Raw genomic sequence first — 20,411 nt, forward strand, 5'->3', positions numbered from 1 at the left:
CGTGGGCACGATCACCGGAACGTTCAAGGGTTTCGGAGTCACCTTCTCGCACATGTTCAGGAAGGTCGTCACCACCGACTATCCGTTCAAGCCGCCGGTCTCGGCGCCGCGCTACCACGGGCGGCACATCCTCAACCGGCACCCGGACGGCCTGGAGAAGTGCATCGGCTGCGAGCTGTGCGCCTGGGCCTGCCCGGCGGACGCGATCTACGTCGAGGGTGGCGACAACACCGACGAGCAGCGCTTCTCGCCGGGTGAGCGGTACGCCAGCACCTACCAGATCAACTACGCCCGGTGCATCTTCTGCGGGCTCTGCATCGAGGCCTGCCCGACCCGTTCGCTGACCATGAGCAACGAGTACGAGCTGGCCCGGGACAACCGGCAGGATCTGATCTTCACCAAGGAGCAGTTGCTCGCGCCGCTGCTCGAAGGCATGGAGCAGCCGCCGCACCCGATGCGGCTCGGTGACAGCGAGAAGGACTACTACGTCGGCGCGCTGACCAACCCGGGCACCTCGGCCGGTGCCGAGCAGTCCCCGATGGGCCCCGGGCGGTACCGGCTGGACGAGCACCCCGGGGTGACGTTCCCGGGTGCCGAGCAGGCGGCCCAGCGGGCCGGCGCGGCCGACGGTTCGGCAGCAGGCAAGGGAGCGGGAGCATGATCTCGTCCACGGTGCTCGCCGCGGCGGGCCAGGTTTCCGGGGGTGAGGAGGTCACCTTCTGGGTCCTCGCCCCGTTGGCGCTGATCGGCGCGCTCGGCATGGTCTGGGCCCGCAACGCCGTGCACTCGGCGCTCTTCCTGGTGCTCACCATGCTCTGCCTGGGCGTGTTCTACGTCCTGCAGGCCGGCCCGTTCATCGGCATGGTGCAGATCATCGTCTACACCGGCGCGATCATGATGCTGTTCCTCTTCGTGCTGATGCTGGTCGGCCGGGACGCGTCCGACTCGCTGATCGAGACGCTGCGTGGCCAGCGGGTCGCCGCGGTGGTGCTCGGGCTCGGCTTCGCCGGGCTGGTCGGCACCGGCCTGTACCGGGCGTTGAACGGGGTCACCGCAGTCGGCCTGGAGCAGGCCAACGCGGAGGGCAACGTGCAGGGCATCGCCCGGCTGCTCTTCACCAAGTACGTCTTCGCCTTCGAGCTGACCTCCGCGCTGCTGATCACGGCGGCGGTCGGCGCGATGGTGCTGGCGCACGTCGAGCGGCGCAAGGAAGACAAGATGGACCAGGTCGCCACCATGAAGGCCCGGTTCCGCCCCGGCAACTACCCCGGCCCGAAGCCCGGCCCGGGTGTCTTCGCCACCTCCTCCTCGGTGGCCACCCCGGCCCGCCTGCCCGACGGCCGGCTGACCGACCGCAGCACCCCGGCGATCCTGCCGCAGCGGGAGCTGACCGCCGAGGAAACCACCCTGAAGGGGACGGAACGGTGAGCGCGAGGAGTGCAGCGCAGCGGAGCCCCGCAGTCGCGAACGACAAGGTGGCTTCGGTGAGCGCGAGGAGTGCAGCGAAGCGGAGCCCCGCAGTCGCGAACGAGAAGGTGGTTCAGCGATGACCCCCGACTACTACCTGATCCTGGCTGTGGTGCTCTTCACCATCGGTGCGGTCGGCGTGCTCGTACGGCGCAACGCGATCGTGCTGTTCATGTGCGTCGAGCTGATGCTCAACGCGGCCAACCTGACGCTGGTCACCTTCAGCCGGATCAACGGTGACCTCAACGGACAGATCATGGCGTTCTTCGTGATGGTGGTGGCGGCGGCCGAGGTCGTGGTCGGGCTCGCGATCATCATGTCGATCTTCCGGACCCGGCGCTCGGCGAGCGTCGACGACGCCAACCTGCTGAAGTACTGAGGGGCCCTGCGGTGGATGAGATTCTGACGTACGCCCAGGCAGAGCCGGCGGGCACCGTCGCCTACGCGCCGGCTGACGGCCTGCTGAGCAGCGTCTGGCTGCTGGTGGCGATCCCCCTGGTCAGCGCGGCGATCCTGCTGCTGCTCGGCCGGCGGGCCGACCGCTGGGGGCACTGGCTGGGCGTGGCCGCGATCGGTGCCGCGTTCGTGCTGGGGCTCACCTCCTTCTTCCAGCTGCGCGGGCTGGAGAACAAGTCCGTCGAGCTGAGCCTCTGGGACTTCATCACGGTCGGCGACCTGAGGGTGGACTTCGGTCTGCTCTTCGACCCGCTGGCCGCGGTCTTCGTCCTGCTGATCACCGGGGTGGGCTTCCTGATCCACCTCTACGCGGTCGAGTACATGGCGCACGACGAGGGCCGGCGACGGTTCTTCGCGTACTTCAACCTCTTCGTCGCCGCGATGCTGCTGCTGGTGCTCGGCAACAACTACGTGATGCTCTACTTCGGCTGGGAGGGCGTCGGTCTGGCGTCGTACCTGCTGATCTCCTTCTGGTACGGACGGCCGAGCGCGGCCACCGCCGGCAAGAAGGCGTTCCTGATGAACCGGGTCGGCGACGCCGGCCTGGCGATCGGCATCTTCATCCTGTTCGCCACCCTCGGCACCACCCAGTACGACGAGGTCTTCAACGGCGTCGGCGGGCTGGCCAGCGGCACGGTGCTGGTGCTGGGCCTGCTGCTGCTGCTCGGGGCGGCCGGCAAGTCCGGTCAGTTCCCGCTCCAGGCGTGGCTGCCGGACGCGATGGAGGGCCCGACCCCGGTGTCGGCGCTGATCCACGCCGCCACCATGGTCACCGCGGGCGTCTACCTGATCGCCCGGTCCAACCCGATCTTCTCGGCCAACGAGACCCTCCAGCTGGTGGTGGTCAGCGTCGGCGCGCTGACCCTGCTGATGGGCTGCATCATCGGCGCGGCGAAGGACGACATCAAGCGGGTGCTGGCCTGGTCGACCGTCAGCCAGATCGGCTACATGTTCCTCGGCGTCGGCCTCGGCGGCGCGGCGTACGCGCTGGCCATCGTGCACCTGCTGGCGCACGGCTTCTTCAAGGCCAACATGTTCCTCGGTGCCGGCTCGGTCATGCACGGCATGAACGACCAGGTGGACATCCGGCGCTTCGGTGGGCTGTCGAAGTACATGAAGGTCACCTGGATCACCTTCATGATGGGCTGGCTCGCCATCATCGGCATGTTCCCGTTCTCCGGCTTCTTCTCCAAGGAGCCGATCATCGTGGCCGCGTTCGAGCGGGAGGGCTGGACGGCCTGGCTGTTCGGCGGGGCGGCACTGCTCGGCGCGGGGTTGACCGCGTTCTACATGACCCGGTTGTTCGTGTTGACCTTCCACGGCCCGAAGCGGTGGACCGAGGACATCGAGCACCCGCACGAGTCGCCGAAGCTGATGACCATCCCGCTGATCCTGCTGGCGGTCGGCTCGGTCGGCGCCGGTTTCCTGCTCTCCACCTCGGTGCCGGACTGGCTGACCGCCACCGCCGGCCTCGGTGGCGAGGAGGCGGAGCACGCCGCCGTCCTGCCGCACTGGCTGCTCACCGCGCTGTCGCTGGTGGTGACGGTGCTCGGTGCCGGACTGGCCTGGGCGCTGTTCCGCAACGGCACGGCCACCGCGCCGCAGCCGGCCGGGGTGCTGGTCACCGCCGCCCGGCGCAACCTCTACACGGACGCCTTCAACGAGGTGGTCTTCGAGAAGCCGGGCATCTTCCTCACCCGGGCGCTGGTCTTCCTCGACAACCGGGGCGTCGACGGGCTGGTCAACGGCCTGGCCGCCGGGGTCGGCGGCGGCTCGGGTCGACTCCGGCGGTTGCAGACCGGATTCGTCCGGTCGTACGCGACCTCGATCCTGACCGGCGCGCTGCTCGTGGTGGCGGCGTTCCTGGCAGTGCAGGCGGGGTGGCTGGCGTGATCGACCTCAGTGCGACCGCCCCCGCCGGCGGACCACGCATCCACGACGGAGGTAAGGCCGCATAATGTCCAACTTCCCGTTCCTCTCGGTGCTGACCGTGGCGCCGCTGGTCGGTGCCCTGGTCGTGGCCTTCCTGCCGCGCCGCCGGCCTGACCTGGCCAAGCAGGTGGCGTTCGGCTGGTCGCTGCTGGTGCTGGCGCTCTCGGTGGTCATGTGGGTCACCTTCCAGGCCGACGGTGACCGGCTCCAGTTCCGCGAGTCGTACCCGTGGATTCCCACCTGGGACGTCAACTTCACCTTCGCCGTCGACGGCATCGCGCTGGTCATGCTGATGCTGATCGCGGTGCTGGTGCCGCTGGTGATCCTGGCGTCGTGGCACGACGCCGACGCGTCGAAGCGGTCGGTGCCGGTCTACTTCGCCCTGCTGCTCGTCCTCGAGAGCACGATGATCGGCGTCTTCGCCGCCGCCGACGTCTTCCTGTTCTACGTGTTCTTCGAGGTCATGCTGGTGCCGATGTACTTCCTGATCGGCAGCTACGGCGGCCACCAGCGGCAGTACGCGGCGGTGAAGTTCTTCCTCTACTCGCTGGTCGGCGGCCTGTTCATGCTGGCCGCGGTGATCGGCCTGTGGGTGGTCGGCGGGAAGACCTTCGACTGGCAGACGCTGACCCAGGTGGACATCTCCACCGGCACCGAGCGCTGGCTGTTCCTCGGCTTCTTCCTCGCCTTCGCGATCAAGGCGCCGTTCTTCCCGTTCCACACCTGGCTACCGGACGCCGGTCAAGCCGCCCCGGCGGGGGCCGCCGCGCTGCTGGTCGGGGTGCTGGACAAGGTCGGCACCTTCGGCATCCTGCGCTACTGCCTGCCGCTGTTCCCCGAGGCGTCGAAGTGGTTCGCCCCGTGGGCGCTGGCGCTGGGGTTGATCGGCATCCTCTACGCCGCCTTGCTGGCCGTCGGTCAGTCCGACCTGAAGCGGCTGGTGTCGTACACCTCGATCGCGCACTTCGGGTTCATCGGGGTCGGCATCTTCGCCTTCACCACCCAGGCGGGCACCGGCGCGGTGCTCTACATGCTCAACCACGGGCTCGCCACCGGCCTGCTCTTCCTGGTCGTGGGGATGCTCATCGCCCGCCGGGGCTCGTCGCGGATCTCCGACTTCGGCGGCGCGGGCAAGCTGGTCCCGCTGCTGGCCGGGGTGCTCTTCTTCGCCGGTCTGGCCTCGCTGGCACTGCCCGGCACCGCGCCGTTCGTCTCCGAGTTCCTGGTGCTGATCGGTACCTTCACGGTGAACAAGCCGGTCGCGGTGATCGCCACCCTGGGCATCATCCTGGCCGCCGCGTACGTGCTGTGGATGGTGCAGCGCACCACCCAGGGCACGCTCAACCCGGAGCTGACCGAGGTCAAGGCCATGCACCGGGATCTCACCCTGCGTGAGAAGGCCGTGGTCGCCCCGCTGATCGCCCTGATCGTGCTGCTCGGCTTCTATCCCAAGCCGATCACCGATGTGATCAACCCCGCCGTCCAGGCGACCATGCAGGACGTCGGCAAGACCGATCCCGCTCCTGAGGTCGGCAGCGTCCAGGAGGCTGCGAAGTGAGCGCGAGGAGTGCCCGAGCGCAGCGAGTGAGCCCCGCAGTCGCGAACGAAAGGCGGCATCTGCAGTGACCGAACTCAAGTTGCCGTCGATCGACTACGCGGCGATCGCCCCGATCCTGATCATGCTGGGGGTCGCCCTGCTGGGCGTCCTGGTGGAGGCCTTCGTGCCGCGCCGCCGCCGGCACCTGGTGCAGCTGACGCTGGCCCTGCTGGCGGTGCTCGCCGCGTTGGTGATGGTGGTCCTCAACGCCGACGACCGGCTGGTCACCGCAGGCGGAGCGCTCGCCGTGGACGGCCCCACCCTCTTCCTCCAGGGCACCATCCTGGTGCTCGCCGCGATGGCGCTGCTGCTGATCGGCGAGCGTTCGGTGGAGCGCGGCGGGGCGTTCGTCGCCCAGGCCGCGGTGACCGCCGAGTCGGCCGACGACCGGCAGCAGGCCGAGGGGCGCAACGGGGCGACCGAGGTCTACCCGCTGACCACCTTCGCGATCGCCGGCATGCTGATCTTCGTGGCGGCGAACGACCTGCTGACCATGTTCATCGCGTTGGAGGTCTTCTCCCTGCCGCTCTACCTGCTCTGCGCGCTGGCCCGTCGCCGGCGGCTGCTGAGCCAGGAGGCGGCGATGAAGTACTTCCTGCTCGGGGCGTACGCCTCGGCGTTCTTCCTGTTCGGGGTGGCCCTGGTGTACGGCTTCACCGCCGGCATCCCGGGCCGGTCCGCCGGGGTCGACTTCGCCACCGTGCACGCCGCGGTGAGCGAGTCCCCGTCCAGCGAGGTGCTGCTCTTCGCCGGCATGGCGCTGATCGCCATCGGCCTGCTGTTCAAGGCCGCCGCCGCCCCGTTCCACGTCTGGACCCCGGACGTCTACCAGGGCGCACCGACCCCGGTCACCGGCTTCATGGCGGCCTGCACGAAGGTGGCCGCGTTCGGTGCCCTGCTGCGGGTCTTCCACGTGGCGTTCGACCAGGCCGCCTGGGACTTCACCCCGGTCCTCGGGGTGGTGGCGGTGCTCACCATGCTGGTCGGCGCGGTGCTGGCGGTCACCCAGACCGACATCAAGCGGCTGCTGGCGTACTCGTCGATCGCCAACGCCGGGTACCTGCTGGTCGGGGTGCTCGCCCCGACCGGTGCGGGCGTCTCCGGCACGATGTTCTACCTGGCCGCGTACGGCTTCTCGGTGCTCGCCGCGTTCGCCGTGGTGACCCTGGTCCGGGACGCCGACGGGGAGGCCACCCACCTGTCCCGCTGGGCCGGGCTGGGTCGCCGCTCGCCGTTCTACGCCGGGGTCTTCACCTTCATCCTGCTGGCCTTCGCCGGTATTCCGCTGACCAGCGGCTTCATGAGCAAGTTCGCGGTCTTCGGTCCGGCGTTGGAGAGCGGGCACGCCTGGCTGGTGGTGGCCGGTGTGCTGACCAGCATGGTGCTGGCCTTCCCGTACCTGCGGGTGGTGGTGATGATGTGGCTCTCCGAGCCCGGCGAGTCCACCCCGACCGTCGCGGTGCCGGGTGGGCTGACCGCCACCGCGCTGATGATCGGGGTGGCCGCCACGCTGATCCTCGGCGTGGTTCCGGCACCCCTGCTCGACCTGGCGACGGACGCCGCAGCATTCGTCAGGTGATCCGTTCTTCCGGGCCGTGGGGCCGGTGCGCTGGGGCGTGCCGGCCCCACCGCCGTATCCCCCGTCCGGAGCAGGTCGAACGGGTGTGGCATGGTTGATGGTGTGGTGATTCCGGCGGGGGAGCGTTCAGGTGCCGTCGGCTCCGGTGTTCGTCGGGGCCGGGCGGGCACGAGTCAGATCGGCGCGCTCGGCGTGCACTTGGCCGATCCACGGGTCGAGGCGTCCGTGCTGGGCCTGCTCGACGACGTCGAGGTGGAGCTGCGGGCCAGCGTGTCCAGCGCCGATCCGCTCGTCACCGAGGCCGCCCGGCACCTGGTCGAGGCGGGTGGCAAGCGGTTCCGTCCGCTGCTGGTGGCCCTGGGTGCGCAGTTCGGTGACCCGGCGGGCCCGCAGGTGGTGCCGGCCGCCGTGGTGATGGAGCTCACCCACCTGGCCACCCTCTACCACGACGACGTGATGGACGAGGCGGCCGTGCGGCGGGGCGCTCCGAGCGCCAACTCCCGCTGGACCAACTCGGTGGCCATCCTGGTCGGCGACTACCTCTTCGCGCGGGCCGCCGACATCGCCGCCGACCTGGGTCCGGTGGCGGTCCGACTCCAGGCGCGCACCTTCGCCCGGCTGGTGCACGGTCAGATCGCCGAGACGGTCGGTCCCCGCACGGAAGATCCGGTCGACCACTACCTGCGGGTGATCGCCGACAAGACGGGTTCGTTGATCGCCACCTCGGCCCGCTTCGGCGGCATGTTCGGTGGGGCGTCCGAGGCGTACACCGACGCCCTGGCCGGTTACGGCGAGACCATCGGGGTGGCCTTCCAGCTCTCCGACGACCTGCTCGACATCGCCTCCGAGTCGACACAGTCGGGCAAGACACCCGGCACCGACCTGCGGGAGGGGGTGCCGACCCTGCCGGTGCTCTACGCGCTGGCCGGCGACGACTCCGACGCGGCCTCGGTACGGCTGCGGGAGATCCTGGCCACCGGCCCGCTGGTCGACGACGCGCTGCACGCCGAGGCGCTCGGCCTGCTCCGCGAGTCCCCCGCGCTCAAGCGGGCCCGGGAGACCGTCCGCAGCTACGCCGAGGACGCCCGCGCGCAGTTGGCCCCGCTTCCGCAGATCCCGGCCCGCCGGGCGCTCGAATCCCTCTGCGACTACATCGCCGACCGCACCAGCTGACCCGGTGGGTCGCCGGCCGCCCGGCGTGGGTCAGGGAGCAGCGGACCGGGTGAGCAGCCGGCTGCCGGTGAGCATGAGGACGGCGGCGAGGACCATGGCGACCGCGGCGGTCAACCACATCACCTGGTAGCCGCTGGTGCCGGCGAGCGCGCCGAGGCCGAGCGGGCCGAGGCAGCCGCCGGCGTACACCCCGGTCTGGGTGATCGAGGTGGCGGCGGCCGGGGCCTGCGGGTGCAGCCGGACCACCGCGAAGTTCATCAGTCCCGGCCAGGCCCAGCCCAGCCCGAAGCCGAGCACCACCCCGACGGTCAGCGGCACCGGGCCGGCCACCGCCAGCAGCCCCAGCCCGACCGCCCCGACCACCAGCATCGCGGCGACCGCCGCGACGTGGCCGGTGTCGCGGCGGTCGGCGAGCCAGCCGACGCCGATCCGGGCGGCCACGCAGACCGCGCCGCCCAGGGTGAGCACCAGACCGGCCGGGCCGGGGGCGAGCCCCCGGTGCACCGACGAGTCCACCACGAAGGTGCCCAGCGCGTTGGCGGCTCCCGCCGCGAGGGTGGCCGCCGCCCCGACCACCACCAGCGCCGCGGTGGCCCCGCCGCCGCGTGCCGCCGCGCGCTCCCGCGCCGGTCCGGCCGCCCCCGGTGGTACGGCCGGCAGCGCGGCCAGCGCGGCACCGGCGGCGGCCACGAACGCCCAGCGCCACCCGGCGGTGAGGGCGATCGCCGGCACCGCCGCCCCGGCCAGCAGCGTGGAGGCCGGGATGGCGGCCTGCTTCACCCCGAACGACAGGCCCTGCCGTCGGGCGGGCACGTGCCGGGCCAGCGCGGTGTTGCTGGCCAGTTGGCCCAACGCGTTCGCCGTGGCGCTCAGCGCGAGCAGGCCGACCAGCACCGGGTACGACCGGGCCAGCCCGGCGATGGCGAGCAGGCACCCGGCGGCGAGCAGGATGGCGGCGCGGGCCACCACGGCCGGGCCGACCCGTTCCACGAGCCGGCCGGAGGGCATCGAGGCGAGTGCGCTGACGCCGAAGTAGACGGACACTGCCAGTCCCAGCCCGGCGGGAGAGAAGCCCAGGTCGTCACCCATCTGCACGGCGAGCCCGCCGACCAGGAAGACCGGCAGGACGCTGGCGATGGTGGTCGCGACGGCACCGGCGCCAGCCCGCAGGGGGCGTACGGTCGGCCGGCTCGGCGAGGGGCTGAGCGCGGTGTCGGTCATCGTGGGACCAACCTACGCGAGTCGACTTCCTGACAACCCTCGGCGTGTCGCCGGCGGACCCGCCGTATACCGCCTGATCTGGCATCCTCCACCCGAACGGGCGTTCCGTCCGGGGCTGGTTTTTCATATGGTGTAAGTCCCCGGCTGCGGAGGTGGTTGTGCGTGACCCCCTGGCGGAACCTTCGGACCTGATCCGAAGCGTTTCCCGCGCGCTACGCGTGCTCGAGTCGGTCGGTCGTGCCCCGAAGGGCCTGACCGTCAAGCAGATCGCCCGTCGGTGCGAGCTGACGGTCGCCACCACCTACCACCTGGTCCGCACCCTGGCCTACGAGGGTTACGTGATCCGTCGGGAGGACGGCACCTACATCGTTGGCCTGGAGATCGCCGACCGGTACCGGGAACTGGTGACCGCCTTCCGTGGACCGGCCGCCGTCGGGGAGTCGCTGCGGCGGGCCGCCGTCGACACCGGGTGGAGCCACTACCTGGGCCGGTTCGTCGGCGGCCAGGTGGCGGTCACCGCCGTCGCCGAGGGGGCCCGCTCGCCGTACCTGGAGGATCTGGTCCCCGGCTTCGACGAGGGCGCGCACGCCACCGCCCTGGGCAAGGCGCTGCTGGCCACCCTCACCGCCGAGCAGCGCCTGCGCTACCTGCGCGACTACGGCATGCGGCCGTTCACCACCGCCACCCTGACCAGCCCCGACGCGTTCGAGGCGGACCTGGCCGCCGGTGACCGGCGGGGCATGCAGTTGGAGCTGGGCCAGTTCCGGCAGGGGGTGGCCTGCGCCGCGGTCCTGGTCAACCCGGACAAGGACATGGAACGGCGGGTGGTGCTGGCCTGCTCGTTGCCGGCCAGCGAGATGATGACCTCGGCCCGGGTGGTGCGGGCCAAGCTGCTCACCGTCGCCCGCGCCGTGGCCGACGGCATCGCCGCCGACGCCTGACCCGCCCCGGCGGAGGGAGGGCCCCCTCCCGGACCGCAACGGGAGAGGGCCCTCGCGGTCGGCCCGGCGGGTGGGCCGACCCAGGTGGGTACGTCAGCTGCCGATCGGGCCGCCGTCGAGCCGCCAGGTGACCACCACGCCCGGCTTGGCGTAGTCGCCGTCCGGCCAGGTCGACGCCGGCTTCTCCACCGACGCACCGGTGATCTCGCCCGGGTGTTGCACGGCCACGAAGACCGACCGGTTGTCGCCGGTGATGAACGGCCCGCACGTCTCCGCGCCCAGCGGCACGGTGAGGAACTGCTTCAGGTGCCCCCGCTCCGGCCCTTCGACGGCGGTGGCGAAGAGGCCGTCGTTGCTGCCCAGCGCGTTGCCGTCGGTGGAGATCCAGAGGTTGCCGGTGGCGTCGAAGGCGACGTTGTCCGGGCAGGAGATCGGCGAGACCTTGGTCTTGTCGTACCCGGCGAAGTAGGTCGACGGGTCGGTCGGGTCACCGGCGACGATCGGCAGCGACCAGGCGAAGGACTCCGCCGTGTTGTCGCCCCGGTCCTCGACCAGCTCCAGGATCTGCCCGTGCTTGTTGAGGTTGCGCGGGTTGATCTCGTCGGCCGCCGCCTTGCCGGCCTTGCCCCGGTCGGTGTTGTTGGTCAGCGCCACGTACACCTTGCCGGTGAGCAGGCTCGGCTCGACGTCCTCCGGCCGGTCCATCTTGGTCGCGCCGACCTTGTCCCCGGCGAGCCGGGTGAAGGTGAGCACGTCGGCGGCGGTCATTCCGTCGACGTACGAGCGGTTGCCGCTGACCAGCTTGATCCACCGGCCGGAGCCGTTGAACGCGCCGTCGGCGGGCAGCTTGCCCGAGCCGTCGATCTCGGCGGCGCTGGTCTGGGCGAACTGCGCCACGTAGAGGGTGCCCGACTCCAGCAGGGTCAGGTTGTTCTTGCGGGCCACCCAGGAGTCGCCCGACATGAACTTCTTGTCCGAGACGAACTTGTAGAGGTAGTCGAAGCGCTCGTCGTCACCCATGTACGCGACCACCCGCCCGTCGCGGGCCACGATCACGTTGGCGCCCTCGTGCTTGAACCGGCCGAGCGCGGTGTGCTTGCGTGGGCGGCTCTCCGGGTCGAACGGGTCGATCTCCACGATCCACCCGAACCGGTGCGCCTCGTTGGGGTGCTTCGCCAGGTCGAACCGCTCGTCGGCCCGCTCCCACTTGCGGCTGCCGCTGGGGTAGCGGGCGGAGGTGGTGATGCCGTACCGGTCGAACTTCGGCTTCAGCTCGGCGGGCGCGGCGTCGGCCCCGACGAAGTACTGGTTGAAGTTCTCCTCGCCGGAGAGCACCGTGCCCCACGGGGTGACCCCACCGGCGCAGTTGTTCAGCGTGCCGACCACCGTCCGGCCCTTCGGGTCGGCGGCGGTCCGCAGCCAGGCCGAGCCGGCGGCCGGGCCGGTCAGCTCGAACTTCGTGCTCAGCGCGGTGACCCGCCGGTTGTACGGCCGCCGGCCCTGACCCACCGGCCGCCACTGCCCGGTGCCGTCCACCCGCTCCAACTCCACCACCGACATGCCGTGCGCGGCCATCGCGGTGCGCAGCTGCTCGACGGTGAGGTTGTCCAGGCCGGTGAAGCCGGGGAACATCAGGTCCTCGTTGGTGTACTCGTGGTTGACCACGAGCAGCGCCCGCTTGCCCCGCCGGTCCAGCGGCAGCACCCCGACGAAGTCGTTGTTGTAGCCGAACTGCTTGGACTGGGCGGCGGCGGTCTGCCCGCGCAGGTCGAACCGGGGCGCACCGGGCAGCACCGGGTCGCCCCAGCGGATGACCACGCTGTGGTCGTACCCGTTGGGGACGACCAGGGTGTCGAGCTGGTTCGGCGGGATCGGCTTGAAGGTCAGCGCCCCGCTGCCGACGCCGCGTTGCGGCGCGGTCGGGTTGCCGACCTCCGGCACCACCGGGGTGGCGGGCGCGGCGGCGGCGGGGGCGGCCCCGGCCAGCGCCCCGGCGGCGGTGCCGCCGAAGCCGAGCACCAGGGCGCCCACGGCGCCCGCCCGGACCACGCCCCGGCGGGACACCTCGGCCTCGACCAGGTCGCCGAAGTAGGTGTTGTCGGAGCTGTTGGGTACGGGGTGGTCGCAGGCATTGCCGCAGCGGTACAGACAGGTCATCGCATCGCGGCTGCCGTGCCGGGTGGCACCGAGCAGTGGGAGCAGCCGAGGACGGTCGCTCATGGAAGGAGCCTCCTGGAAGCAGGTCGGTGGCACGCCGTTCTCACCTGCCCGACGTGCGTACCGGGCGGACGCTGCCAGGACGGGGTGAGCGGGCACCGGACGCGGTGTGAACCGGATGTGAACAGCAGTGACCGGTGAACCGATCGCGGGCACGGCGCGTATCCACGGGCGGACAACTTCGCCGCACTCGCCGCGGAGAGCGAGGGGATCACCATCAGCGACCACGACGCCCAACTGCTGCGCGCCCTGCACGACGAACATGCCGACGCGCTCTACACGCACGCGTTGCGGTTGGTCAACGGGGACCGGACCCGGGCCGAGGACCTGGTGCAGGAGACCCTGCTGCGCGCCTGGCGTCACCCCGAGTCGCTGGACCCGCGACGCGGCTCGGTCCGCGCCTGGCTCTTCACGACAGCCCGGAACCTGGCGATCGACGCTTGGCGGCGACGCTCGACCCGGGTCGGCGAGGTGTTCACCGACGACCTGCCCGAGCCGCCCGAGACGGTTGACGAAGCGGAGCGCGCGGTGGAGGCATGGACCATCGCGGAGGCGCTGAACCGACTCAGCCCCACCCACCGGGAGGTGCTGGTCGAGTGCTTCTACCAGGGCCGTTCGGTGGCCGAGGCGGCGGCCCGCCTGGGGGTGCCGCCGGGAACGGTCAAGTCCCGCACCCACTACGCGCTGCGTTCACTACGGTTGGCCCTGGCCGAGATGGGGGTGACCGGATGACCCGCTGCGAGTTCGCGCACGACGACGGCGCGTACGTGCTGGGTGCGCTCGCTCCCGCCGACCGGGCCGCCTACGAGCGGCACCTGGCCGGTTGCGCGCCGTGCCGGCAGGCGGTGGCCGAGGTCGCCGTGCTGCCGGGCCTGCTGGGTCGGCTCGACCCGACCACGCTGGAGGAGTTCCTCCCGCCACCGCCGGAGATCAGTCGGGCGCCCGAGCTGATCGCGACCGCCCGGGACCGCCGTCGCCGCGACCGGACCCGCAACCGCCGACGGTACGCCGTGACCGCGCTCGTCGCCGCCGTGTTCGCCCTGGTACTGGGCTTCGGCGGGGCATCCGCCCTGCGCCCGGCCCCGACGCCCGCGCCGACCACCCAGGCGGTACGGATGGTGTCGATGGCACCGGTGTCGGCCAAGACCCCGGCGGTGCACGCGGAGATCGGACTGAGCGGCACCAAGTGGGGCACCGAGGTCGTCATGCACTGCGGGTACGACGCGACGGTCGACTACGGCAAGGCGTACACGTTCCGGCTGGTGGCGCACGGCCCGGACGACGCGACGGAGCAGATCGCCTCCTGGCTGGCCGCCCCCGGCGACGATGTGAACCTGCGCGGCGCGACCCGGTTCACCGACTCCGAACTGGTCCGCCTCGAACTCGTCCGCGCCGACGGGACGCTCGTCCTCAGCTACGACGTCCGCTGACCCCGGGGCCGCCGCCGGCCGCCCATCCGGCCACCGCGCTGGTGGCCCGCCCGGCTCGGCCGTCGGGGTGGCCCGCCCGGCTCGGCCGTCGGGGTGGCCCGCCCGGCTCGGCCGCCGGGCGTGCGACCTGGCCGGGTCGGGCGTGCTCAGTGGGCGGCGGCGGGGAGCGGTGTGGCCGCGCGGGCGGCAGCCCGGGTACGTCGGCCGTGCCGCACCGCGTCCAGGGTGAAGATCAGCAGGGCCAGCCAGACCAGGGTGAAACCGGCCAGCCGGGCCGGAGGCATCGGCTCGTGGAAGATCAGCACACCGCAGCCGAGCTGGAGGATCGGGGCCACGTACTGGAGCATGCCGAGCGCGGTCAGCGGCAACCGGTTGGCCGCGCCTGCGAAGAGCAGCAGCGGGATCGCGGTCGCCGCCCCGGCCGCCACCAACAGCGCGGTGTGCCCGACCGAGACCTGCCCGAACGTCGACCCGCCCCGGCTCGCCAGCCAGCCCAGGTAGGTCAGGGCGGGCAGCGCCAGCACCGTCGACTCGACGAACAACCCCTCCACCGCCGGCAGCCCGAGCCGCTTCTTGGCCAGGCCGTACCCGGCGAAGCTGACCGCCAGGGTCAACGCCAGGTAGGGCAGCCGGCCGTAGTCGACGGTGAGCACGGCGACCGCCGCCGTACCCACCCCGAGCGCCGTCCACTGCGCCGGGCGCAGCCGCTCCCGCAGCACGAACACCCCGAGCAGCACCGACACCAGCGGATTGATGAAGTAGCCGAGCGCGGTCTCCACCACCCGGCCGGAGTTCACCCCGTAGATGTAGGTGCCCCAGTTCACCGCGATCAGCGCCGCCGCGACGCCGATCCCGGCCAGCGTCCGGGGGCGGCGGGCCAACGACCGCAGGAAGCCGACGTTGCGCAGGGCGGCGAGCAGCAGCGCGACGAAGAGCACCGACCAGATGATCCGGTGGGCCAGGATCTCCACCGGCCCCGCCGGGCGGAGCAGCTTCAGGTAGATCGGGAAGAAGCCCCAGATCAGGTACGCGCCGATGCCGTAGAGGTAGCCGAGCCGGAGCGGGGTCACCTGCTCACCGTAAGGGGAAGACGGGCTCGGGTTCCTTTCCGGTGAGCGGGGTCACCGGTCGTTCATCCACTCCATCCACCGCTCCGGTGGCACCGGGGTGAAACCCACCTTCGCGTACACCCCGTGGGCGTCGTAGGTCGCCAGTGCGACCCGGCGTACGCCGAACGTGGCGAGGTGGTCACGGATCGCGCCGGCCAGCCAGGTGCCCAGCCCGCGTCCCCGGACCTCGGGCGCGACGTAGACGTCGCAGAGCCAGCCGAAGGTGGCCCGGTCGGTGATCACCCGGGCGACCGCGACCTGCGCGCCGTCTTCCGGTCGGTAGACGCCGTACGGGATCGACCCGGCGAAGGCTCGGGCCGTCGTCTCCCGACTGCGTCCGAGCGCCCAGTAGGCGTCGGTGGAGAGCCAGTGATGCACCCGGTCCCGGTCGATCCGGTCCTGATCGGTGCTGAGCTGGTAGCCGTCGGTGCGGGTCAACGAGAACACGCCGCCACGCTAGCCCCACCGGGGGCCGGTTCCGCCAGCCAATTCCCGTCCGGTGGCCACGCCCGTTCGCCCAGGCCCTGGCCACCGCCCCGGGTGCGTCGTACCGGGGCGGTGGCCGGGAGCCCGGTCAGTCGCGGTCGAGGATGGCGCCGAGGATCCAGGTCACGATGCCGACGAGGAGCGCGCCGAGCACCGCCTCCGGCCAGAACCCGTCCACGTGGAAGGGCAGGTCCGCCTGGTCGGCGATCCAGCTGGTGAGCAGGAACAGCAGGCCGTTGACGACCAGCGCGATCAGCCCGAGGGTGAGCAGGTAGAAGCCGCAGCCGACGGTCTTGATGATCGGCTGGAGCACCGCGTTGACCACGCCGAAGATCACCGAGACCAGTACCAGGGTGATGATCGCCTCGCCGGCCGAGTCGGTGCTCAGCGTGATGCCCGGGATGAGCAGTGTCGCCAGCCAGAAGGCCACCGCCGTAGAGCCCAACCGGATCAGAAGACCCTTCAGAAAATCCATGGCCGGGATCGTGCCACGCGTGGTCCACCCGGGGAACCCACCGTGGCCTTCCGGTCAGCGCCGGCCTGGGCGGCCGACCAGCTGCGACTCGATCGGGGTGGGCGAGAGCAGCGCCCACCGCAGCGCCCGCCGGTTGACCACCGCGACCATGTCGTCCCGGATCCGGGTCAGCCACTCCGCCGAACCACCAAGCCCCAGCGCCGTGCCCGCCAGGGCGGCCTCCTGCGGGTCGAGGGGTTGCAGCACCGCGAGGTCGGCCCGACCCAGGGTGTCGACGTCCGCCGGGGTCAGCTCGTCCCGGACCACCAGGGTGGACACCCAGCCCGCCCCGGGCGTCGGCCCGCCGGCCGCCGTACCGGCGTCGTTCACCACCAGCAGCGGTCGCAGCGGCGAGCCGGCGACGCCCACCGCCCGACCGGTCGGGACCACCAGGATCCCGCCCTGCTGCCCGCCGACCCCCCGGACGAACGGTTCCCAGGCGCGCGGCCGACCGGTCTGCACGACCACCCCCGCGCCCAGCGCCACCGCCCGCAGCACCAGCAGTTGTGCCGCCGCCAGCCCACCGACCAGCACCAGCCGGGTTCCCTCGGCGCGGAACAGCCGGACCGTCACCGCGCCACCGTGCCGATTGGCCCCCACCATCAGCCCGGCGGCGTCCAGGGTCAGCTCCGGTGGCTCCGTCCCGGGCGTGGTCGCCTCCGCCACCCCGGGCACCGCCAGCGGCAACGTGGCGGCCAGGCCGGGCAGGTGCGCCCCGTCGAGCCGGCGCAGCTCACCACCGGCGTCGACGGCGATCCGGCACAACCCCTCGGCGGCGAGTTCCAGCTCGGCCGGCGTCGCGGCGGCCAGCCGTACCGTCAGCTCGGCCGGCGTCGGTGTGGCGTCGCCACCGGTACGCGGGCCGGCACAGAGCGACACGCTGGTGGCGGTTGCCGGCAGGGCCAGCAGCCGGGCCACCAACCGGCGGCCCGGATCGACCCGGGCGTCCGGCCAGCGGACCAACCGGAAGGTCGCCTGGCACAGGTTGCCGGTGCGCAGCATCGACCAGGTCTCCCGCACCTCTCGGCCGCCGTCGTGGTGGGCGAGCTCGCACAGCACCCGCAGCGCGGCGTGCTCGCCGAGCGGCCGGGCCGGCACCGGCCCGACCCGGCGGACGATCCGACGCACCGTGCCGGCGAGCGCCCGGCGCAGGTCGGCGTCGGACCAGCCGGGCACGCGCAGCACCCGGACCGCGAGCAGGGCCTGCTCCTGCCCCGGCAGTCGCCCCTCGGTCAACTGACGGTACGACGTGCCCGCCGTGCCGCCGGCCACTCCCGCTGCCGGCGCGGGCACGGCGTGCAGCAGCAACTGCACCCGTACGGGCGGCTGCTCCGGCCCGGCCGGCGGCAGCAGCGTGCCGGGTGCGGGCAGTGGGTGTGACCGGTCGCCCAGCAGGTCACCCGGGTCACCGAGGTCGAGCAGGACGGTCAGCCCGAGGGCGTCGTCGACCACCCCCGCCGGCCCCTCGGCCAGCTCCACCGGGCCCAGCACGGCGTCGGGGAGCACCAGGTCCAGCAGGGCCGCCGGGGCGGCGTCGGCGGGCAGCCCGCGTCGTCGGGTGACGTACCCGGCGGCGGTGCCCCACCAGTCGAAGAGCCACCGCCCGCGCCAGCGCCCCCACCCGAGGCCGGTCAGGACGACCGCCCCGACCGCGGCGAGCATGGCCGGTCCGGGCCCGCGACCGTACGCGGCCACCGGCAACGCCATCGCGACCTGCATGGCGACCAACTGGCCGGGGCGTACGGCGGAGCCCGAGCGGGCCTGCGCCGGGACTCCGGGGGCCCACGGCGGCTGACGCCGGGCCGGCCGATCGGTCGTGCTCGCCGTCACCGCACCTCCTCCGTTGCGTCGTTCCGCCGGCCGCCGACCATGGTGGCCGACGTGCCCTGCCGGTGGCGGTCCCGGTGCTGAGCCGGTGGTCGGTCCCGTTCGGGGCCGGTCCGCCAGGTGGATCGGCCCCGAACGGTGCCTGGCGGGTGACGTCCAGCCACATCGGACCGGAACGCGACGACAGCATGACCCATGGTATTGGCCTGGTCGCTCTGGTGGGGACCGTGGTCGCCCGCGACGGGGCCGCGGTTGTCCACAGGGGATGTCGACGGGGTGGCACAACCGCGATCGTGCGACTACCGTCAGCGACGAGTTTCGCCGACCACGTTCGCCCGAGGCCCGGTGCCGGTCCGGTGGACGAGGACGGGCATCCGGAGTGGACTGTCCGAGTGGTCGGCCCCGACCGAGGAGACGAGGTGACGTCCGGGTGTCCCAGACCCAGGCAGAGGCCGCGGTGATGCAGCACACCGCCGCGAAGTTCGAGCAGGTGGACCAGTCGTTGCAGGCCATGCTGACCGGCCTGATGGCCGAGCTGGAGGTGTTGCAGCAGGCCTGGCGGGGTGCCGGTGGGCGCTCGTTCGAGCAGGTCAAGCAGCAGTGGGGGAAGGACCAGGCCGCCCTGCAACGGGCCCTGCGGGAAACCGCGACGGCCATCCGCACCGCAGGCCGGGAGTACGACGCCTCGGACACCGAGTCCGCCAGCCGGGTCGCCGGCACCAATCGCGGCATCCAACTGCCGCTCTGACCAGATCCGGGGAAGGAACATCCGATGGACCATGGTGTGCTGGTCGTCAACTTCGCCGCGCTGCACCAGGCCGGCGCGGACATCCAGAAGGCGTTGAACACCCTCGACTCACAGCTCGGCCAGCTGGAGCGGGACGCCGCCCCGCTGGTCGCCGGCTGGGACGGCGAGGCCCGGCAGGCGTACGAGCAGCGGCAGGCCCGGTGGCGCTCCGCCTCGCAGGACCTCCAGGCGATGCTGCGCGACATCAGGCTCGCGGTGGACGACTCCGCCGCCGACTACCTCGACACCGAGAAGCGGAACGTCGGCCTGTTCCAGTGAGCCGGCCGCCCGACGGCAGCGCCTGACGTCCCACCGGTCGGGCGCTGCCGTCAGGCGGGTCCGGCCGGGTGCCAGCGGCGGCGGGTGCCGCGGGGAAGCACCACGGCCAGCAGCACCGCCATGGCCACCGCCCCGCCGGTGACCGCGGCGACCAGCAGCGCCCGGTCCCGGGCCACCGTCCGTCGGTGCCGCTGGGCCAGCAGCGCCGGGTCGGCCCGCTCCGCCGGCAGGGCCATCGTCGACCGGGCGGCCGGCAGGGGACCGGTGCCGGTCTCCACCACCGCCCGGTACGGGTTGAGCACCCCGGCCCCGTAGCCACCCTGTTGCCCACCCGGTGCCGGATCGGCGGTGTGCACGATCCGGCTGGTCACCTCCGCGGCGCTGAGTTCCGGTCGGTACTGCCGCAGCAACGCCGCGGTGCCCGCCACGAACGGGGCGGCGTAACTGGTCCCCTCGGCGCGCTGATGGCCCTGCCCCGGCGCGGCCATCAGCACGTCGCTGCCCGGGGCGACCAGGTCGACGTACGGGCCGATCTGCGAGAACGGGGCGCGGGTACCCGCCGGGGTGACCGCCCCGACGCCGAGCACCCCGTCGTACGCCGCGGGGTAGGGCAGTGGGTTGCCGCCGTCGTGCAGGTTGCCGGCGGCGGCCACCACGATCACGTCCCGCCGGACCGCGTAGTCGATCGCGTCCCGCACGGCCGGGGCGTCGGCGTACAGGACGACCGAGAGGTTGAGCACGTCGGCGTCGTGGTCCACCGCCCAGCGGACGGCTCGGGCGAAATCGGCGGCGCTGACCGTACGCCCCGACTCCCGCCCCTCGACGACCTGCTGTTCGCTCACCCGTACCGGCAGGATCCGGGCTTCGGGCGCGAGCCCCCGGAAGGCCACGCCGGCGCCCTCCCCGGCGGCGATGATGCTGGCCACTCCGGTGCCGTGACCGGCGCAGTCGCGGGTGCCGTCGCCGCCGGGGTCGAGGAAGTCCGCGCCGTCGAGCACCCGGCCCCGCAGCTGGGGATGCCGCCGGTCGACACCCGAGTCGATCACCGCCACGGTGACGCCGGCACCGGTGGCCAGCGGGGCGAGCCGTTCCGGGGCGTACCGTCGCTGGGGCCAGGGGACGGCGGCGACCGGCCGGGCCGGCGCGGGCGGCGTGGCGCAGGCCGGACCGGCGCGGGCCGGGGTGACCGACGACACGACGAACGCCGGCAGGGCGGCGAGCAGGGCCGTGGCCAGGATCGTGAGGGCTCGTCGGCTGCCGGTTCGGGACATCGACCGCCTCCGTATCGTGTCGACTCCGCAACGGGATGCTATCGCCTGGGTATGTTGCCCGGTGGGCCGCCGGTGGCCAGCCCATTGTGATCCTGTTTTCACCTTGTAGGTTGTACGCGACGCCT

Annotated in this window: 19 protein-coding genes; 12 read left to right on the plus strand and 7 right to left on the minus strand. The window is 72.3% G+C overall.

The window, feature by feature from the left end; translation table 11 throughout:
- Window position 1: 1 nt before the first annotated feature.
- The 7 genes from nuoI (at window position 2) to ACIG87_RS14730 (ending at window position 8,204) form a co-directional block, all read left to right on the plus strand.
- Complete coding sequence (gene nuoI / locus ACIG87_RS14700; RefSeq protein ID WP_396851016.1) at window positions 2-661, plus strand: NADH-quinone oxidoreductase subunit NuoI; 660 nt, start codon at window positions 2-4, stop codon at window positions 659-661.
- Window positions 658-1,428: an NADH-quinone oxidoreductase subunit J gene (locus tag ACIG87_RS14705; RefSeq protein WP_396851017.1), complete on the plus strand. Its 771-nt coding sequence runs from the start codon at window positions 658-660 to the stop codon at window positions 1,426-1,428. Before nuoI ends, ACIG87_RS14705 begins: the two co-directional genes overlap by 4 nt.
- A gap of 118 nt (window positions 1,429-1,546) precedes the next feature.
- Window positions 1,547-1,846 (plus strand): NADH-quinone oxidoreductase subunit NuoK, encoded by a 300-nt coding sequence (gene nuoK, locus ACIG87_RS14710; RefSeq protein WP_396851018.1) that lies wholly within the window; start codon window positions 1,547-1,549, stop codon window positions 1,844-1,846.
- 11 nt (window positions 1,847-1,857) lie between these two features.
- Window positions 1,858-3,816: an NADH-quinone oxidoreductase subunit L gene (nuoL, locus tag ACIG87_RS14715; RefSeq protein ID WP_396851019.1), complete on the plus strand. Its 1,959-nt coding sequence runs from the start codon at window positions 1,858-1,860 to the stop codon at window positions 3,814-3,816.
- Window positions 3,817-3,880: 64 nt separating this feature from the next.
- Window positions 3,881-5,413, plus strand: a complete 1,533-nt coding sequence (locus ACIG87_RS14720; RefSeq protein ID WP_396851020.1) for an NADH-quinone oxidoreductase subunit M — start codon at window positions 3,881-3,883, stop codon at window positions 5,411-5,413.
- 64 nt (window positions 5,414-5,477) lie between these two features.
- On the plus strand, window positions 5,478-7,031 hold the full coding sequence (nuoN, locus tag ACIG87_RS14725) for an NADH-quinone oxidoreductase subunit NuoN (RefSeq protein ID WP_396851021.1): 1,554 nt from the start codon (window positions 5,478-5,480) through the stop codon (window positions 7,029-7,031).
- A 90-nt stretch (window positions 7,032-7,121) separates the two neighbouring features.
- The gene (locus ACIG87_RS14730) at window positions 7,122-8,204 is read left to right on the plus strand and encodes a polyprenyl synthetase family protein (RefSeq protein ID WP_396851022.1); all 1,083 of its coding nucleotides are present in this window, start codon (window positions 7,122-7,124) and stop codon (window positions 8,202-8,204) included.
- A gap of 30 nt (window positions 8,205-8,234) precedes the next feature.
- On the opposite strand, the gene ACIG87_RS14735 is transcribed toward ACIG87_RS14730, so the two are convergent.
- The gene (locus tag ACIG87_RS14735) at window positions 8,235-9,425 is read right to left on the minus strand and encodes an MFS transporter (protein WP_396851023.1); all 1,191 of its coding nucleotides are present in this window, start codon (window positions 9,423-9,425) and stop codon (window positions 8,235-8,237) included.
- Between the two features lie 158 nt (window positions 9,426-9,583).
- Here ACIG87_RS14735 and ACIG87_RS14740 point away from each other — a divergent pair, with 158 nt between their 5' ends.
- Window positions 9,584-10,366 carry an IclR family transcriptional regulator gene (locus tag ACIG87_RS14740; protein ID WP_396851024.1) on the plus strand — a complete coding sequence of 261 codons (783 nt, stop codon included), beginning with the start codon at window positions 9,584-9,586 and terminating at the stop codon, window positions 10,364-10,366.
- A gap of 93 nt (window positions 10,367-10,459) precedes the next feature.
- Here ACIG87_RS14740 and ACIG87_RS14745 read toward each other — a convergent pair whose 3' ends face one another.
- On the minus strand, window positions 10,460-12,586 hold the full coding sequence (locus ACIG87_RS14745; RefSeq protein ID WP_396851025.1) for a PhoX family protein: 2,127 nt from the start codon (window positions 12,584-12,586) through the stop codon (window positions 10,460-10,462).
- 234 nt (window positions 12,587-12,820) lie between these two features.
- Between ACIG87_RS14745 and ACIG87_RS14750 the strand changes: the two genes are divergently transcribed.
- Both ACIG87_RS14750 and ACIG87_RS14755 read left to right on the plus strand, forming a co-directional pair.
- Window positions 12,821-13,315, plus strand: coding sequence for a sigma-70 family RNA polymerase sigma factor (locus ACIG87_RS14750; protein WP_396851102.1), 495 nt, complete (start codon window positions 12,821-12,823; stop codon window positions 13,313-13,315).
- Window positions 13,312-14,013 carry a zf-HC2 domain-containing protein gene (locus ACIG87_RS14755; protein WP_396851026.1) on the plus strand — a complete coding sequence of 234 codons (702 nt, stop codon included), beginning with the start codon at window positions 13,312-13,314 and terminating at the stop codon, window positions 14,011-14,013. Before ACIG87_RS14750 ends, ACIG87_RS14755 begins: the two co-directional genes overlap by 4 nt.
- 146 nt (window positions 14,014-14,159) lie before the next feature.
- On the opposite strand, the gene rarD is transcribed toward ACIG87_RS14755, so the two are convergent.
- From rarD to eccE, 4 genes are all read right to left on the minus strand, one after another.
- Complete coding sequence (rarD, locus tag ACIG87_RS14760) at window positions 14,160-15,083, minus strand: EamA family transporter RarD (RefSeq protein WP_396851027.1); 924 nt, start codon at window positions 15,081-15,083, stop codon at window positions 14,160-14,162.
- A gap of 51 nt (window positions 15,084-15,134) precedes the next feature.
- Window positions 15,135-15,569, minus strand: a complete 435-nt coding sequence (locus tag ACIG87_RS14765; protein ID WP_396851028.1) for a GNAT family N-acetyltransferase — start codon at window positions 15,567-15,569, stop codon at window positions 15,135-15,137.
- A gap of 127 nt (window positions 15,570-15,696) precedes the next feature.
- The gene (locus tag ACIG87_RS14770; RefSeq protein ID WP_396851029.1) at window positions 15,697-16,083 is read right to left on the minus strand and encodes a phage holin family protein; all 387 of its coding nucleotides are present in this window, start codon (window positions 16,081-16,083) and stop codon (window positions 15,697-15,699) included.
- Between the two features lie 54 nt (window positions 16,084-16,137).
- Window positions 16,138-17,952: a type VII secretion protein EccE gene (eccE, locus tag ACIG87_RS14775; RefSeq protein ID WP_396851030.1), complete on the minus strand. Its 1,815-nt coding sequence runs from the start codon at window positions 17,950-17,952 to the stop codon at window positions 16,138-16,140.
- Window positions 17,953-18,379: 427 nt separating this feature from the next.
- Here eccE and ACIG87_RS14780 point away from each other — a divergent pair, with 427 nt between their 5' ends.
- Both ACIG87_RS14780 and ACIG87_RS14785 read left to right on the plus strand, forming a co-directional pair.
- On the plus strand, window positions 18,380-18,697 hold the full coding sequence (locus ACIG87_RS14780; protein WP_396851031.1) for a WXG100 family type VII secretion target: 318 nt from the start codon (window positions 18,380-18,382) through the stop codon (window positions 18,695-18,697).
- Window positions 18,698-18,721: 24 nt separating this feature from the next.
- Window positions 18,722-19,015: a WXG100 family type VII secretion target gene (locus tag ACIG87_RS14785; protein ID WP_396851032.1), complete on the plus strand. Its 294-nt coding sequence runs from the start codon at window positions 18,722-18,724 to the stop codon at window positions 19,013-19,015.
- A 50-nt stretch (window positions 19,016-19,065) separates the two neighbouring features.
- On the opposite strand, the gene mycP is transcribed toward ACIG87_RS14785, so the two are convergent.
- Window positions 19,066-20,286 (minus strand): type VII secretion-associated serine protease mycosin, encoded by a 1,221-nt coding sequence (gene mycP / locus ACIG87_RS14790; protein WP_396851033.1) that lies wholly within the window; start codon window positions 20,284-20,286, stop codon window positions 19,066-19,068.
- Between the last annotated feature and the right edge of the window lie 125 nt (window positions 20,287-20,411).

The sequence above is a fragment of the Micromonospora sp. NPDC051925 genome (assembly GCF_044548625.1).
GTDB lineage: Bacteria > Actinomycetota > Actinomycetes > Mycobacteriales > Micromonosporaceae > Micromonospora.

Coding starts and splice junctions, on each gene's coding strand:
- ACIG87_RS14735 (WP_396851023.1), bottom strand. CDS start 9,425: ATGACCGACACCGCGCTCAGCCCCTCGCCGAGCCGGCCGACCGTACGC.
- ACIG87_RS14755 (WP_396851026.1), top strand. CDS start 13,312: ATGACCCGCTGCGAGTTCGCGCACGACGACGGCGCGTACGTGCTGGGT.
- nuoK (WP_396851018.1), top strand. CDS start 1,547: ATGACCCCCGACTACTACCTGATCCTGGCTGTGGTGCTCTTCACCATC.
- ACIG87_RS14745 (WP_396851025.1), bottom strand. CDS start 12,586: ATGAGCGACCGTCCTCGGCTGCTCCCACTGCTCGGTGCCACCCGGCAC.
- ACIG87_RS14770 (WP_396851029.1), bottom strand. CDS start 16,083: ATGGATTTTCTGAAGGGTCTTCTGATCCGGTTGGGCTCTACGGCGGTG.
- ACIG87_RS14785 (WP_396851032.1), top strand. CDS start 18,722: ATGGACCATGGTGTGCTGGTCGTCAACTTCGCCGCGCTGCACCAGGCC.
- ACIG87_RS14720 (WP_396851020.1), top strand. CDS start 3,881: ATGTCCAACTTCCCGTTCCTCTCGGTGCTGACCGTGGCGCCGCTGGTC.
- ACIG87_RS14705 (WP_396851017.1), top strand. CDS start 658: ATGATCTCGTCCACGGTGCTCGCCGCGGCGGGCCAGGTTTCCGGGGGT.
- mycP (WP_396851033.1), bottom strand. CDS start 20,286: ATGTCCCGAACCGGCAGCCGACGAGCCCTCACGATCCTGGCCACGGCC.
- ACIG87_RS14730 (WP_396851022.1), top strand. CDS start 7,122: ATGGTTGATGGTGTGGTGATTCCGGCGGGGGAGCGTTCAGGTGCCGTC.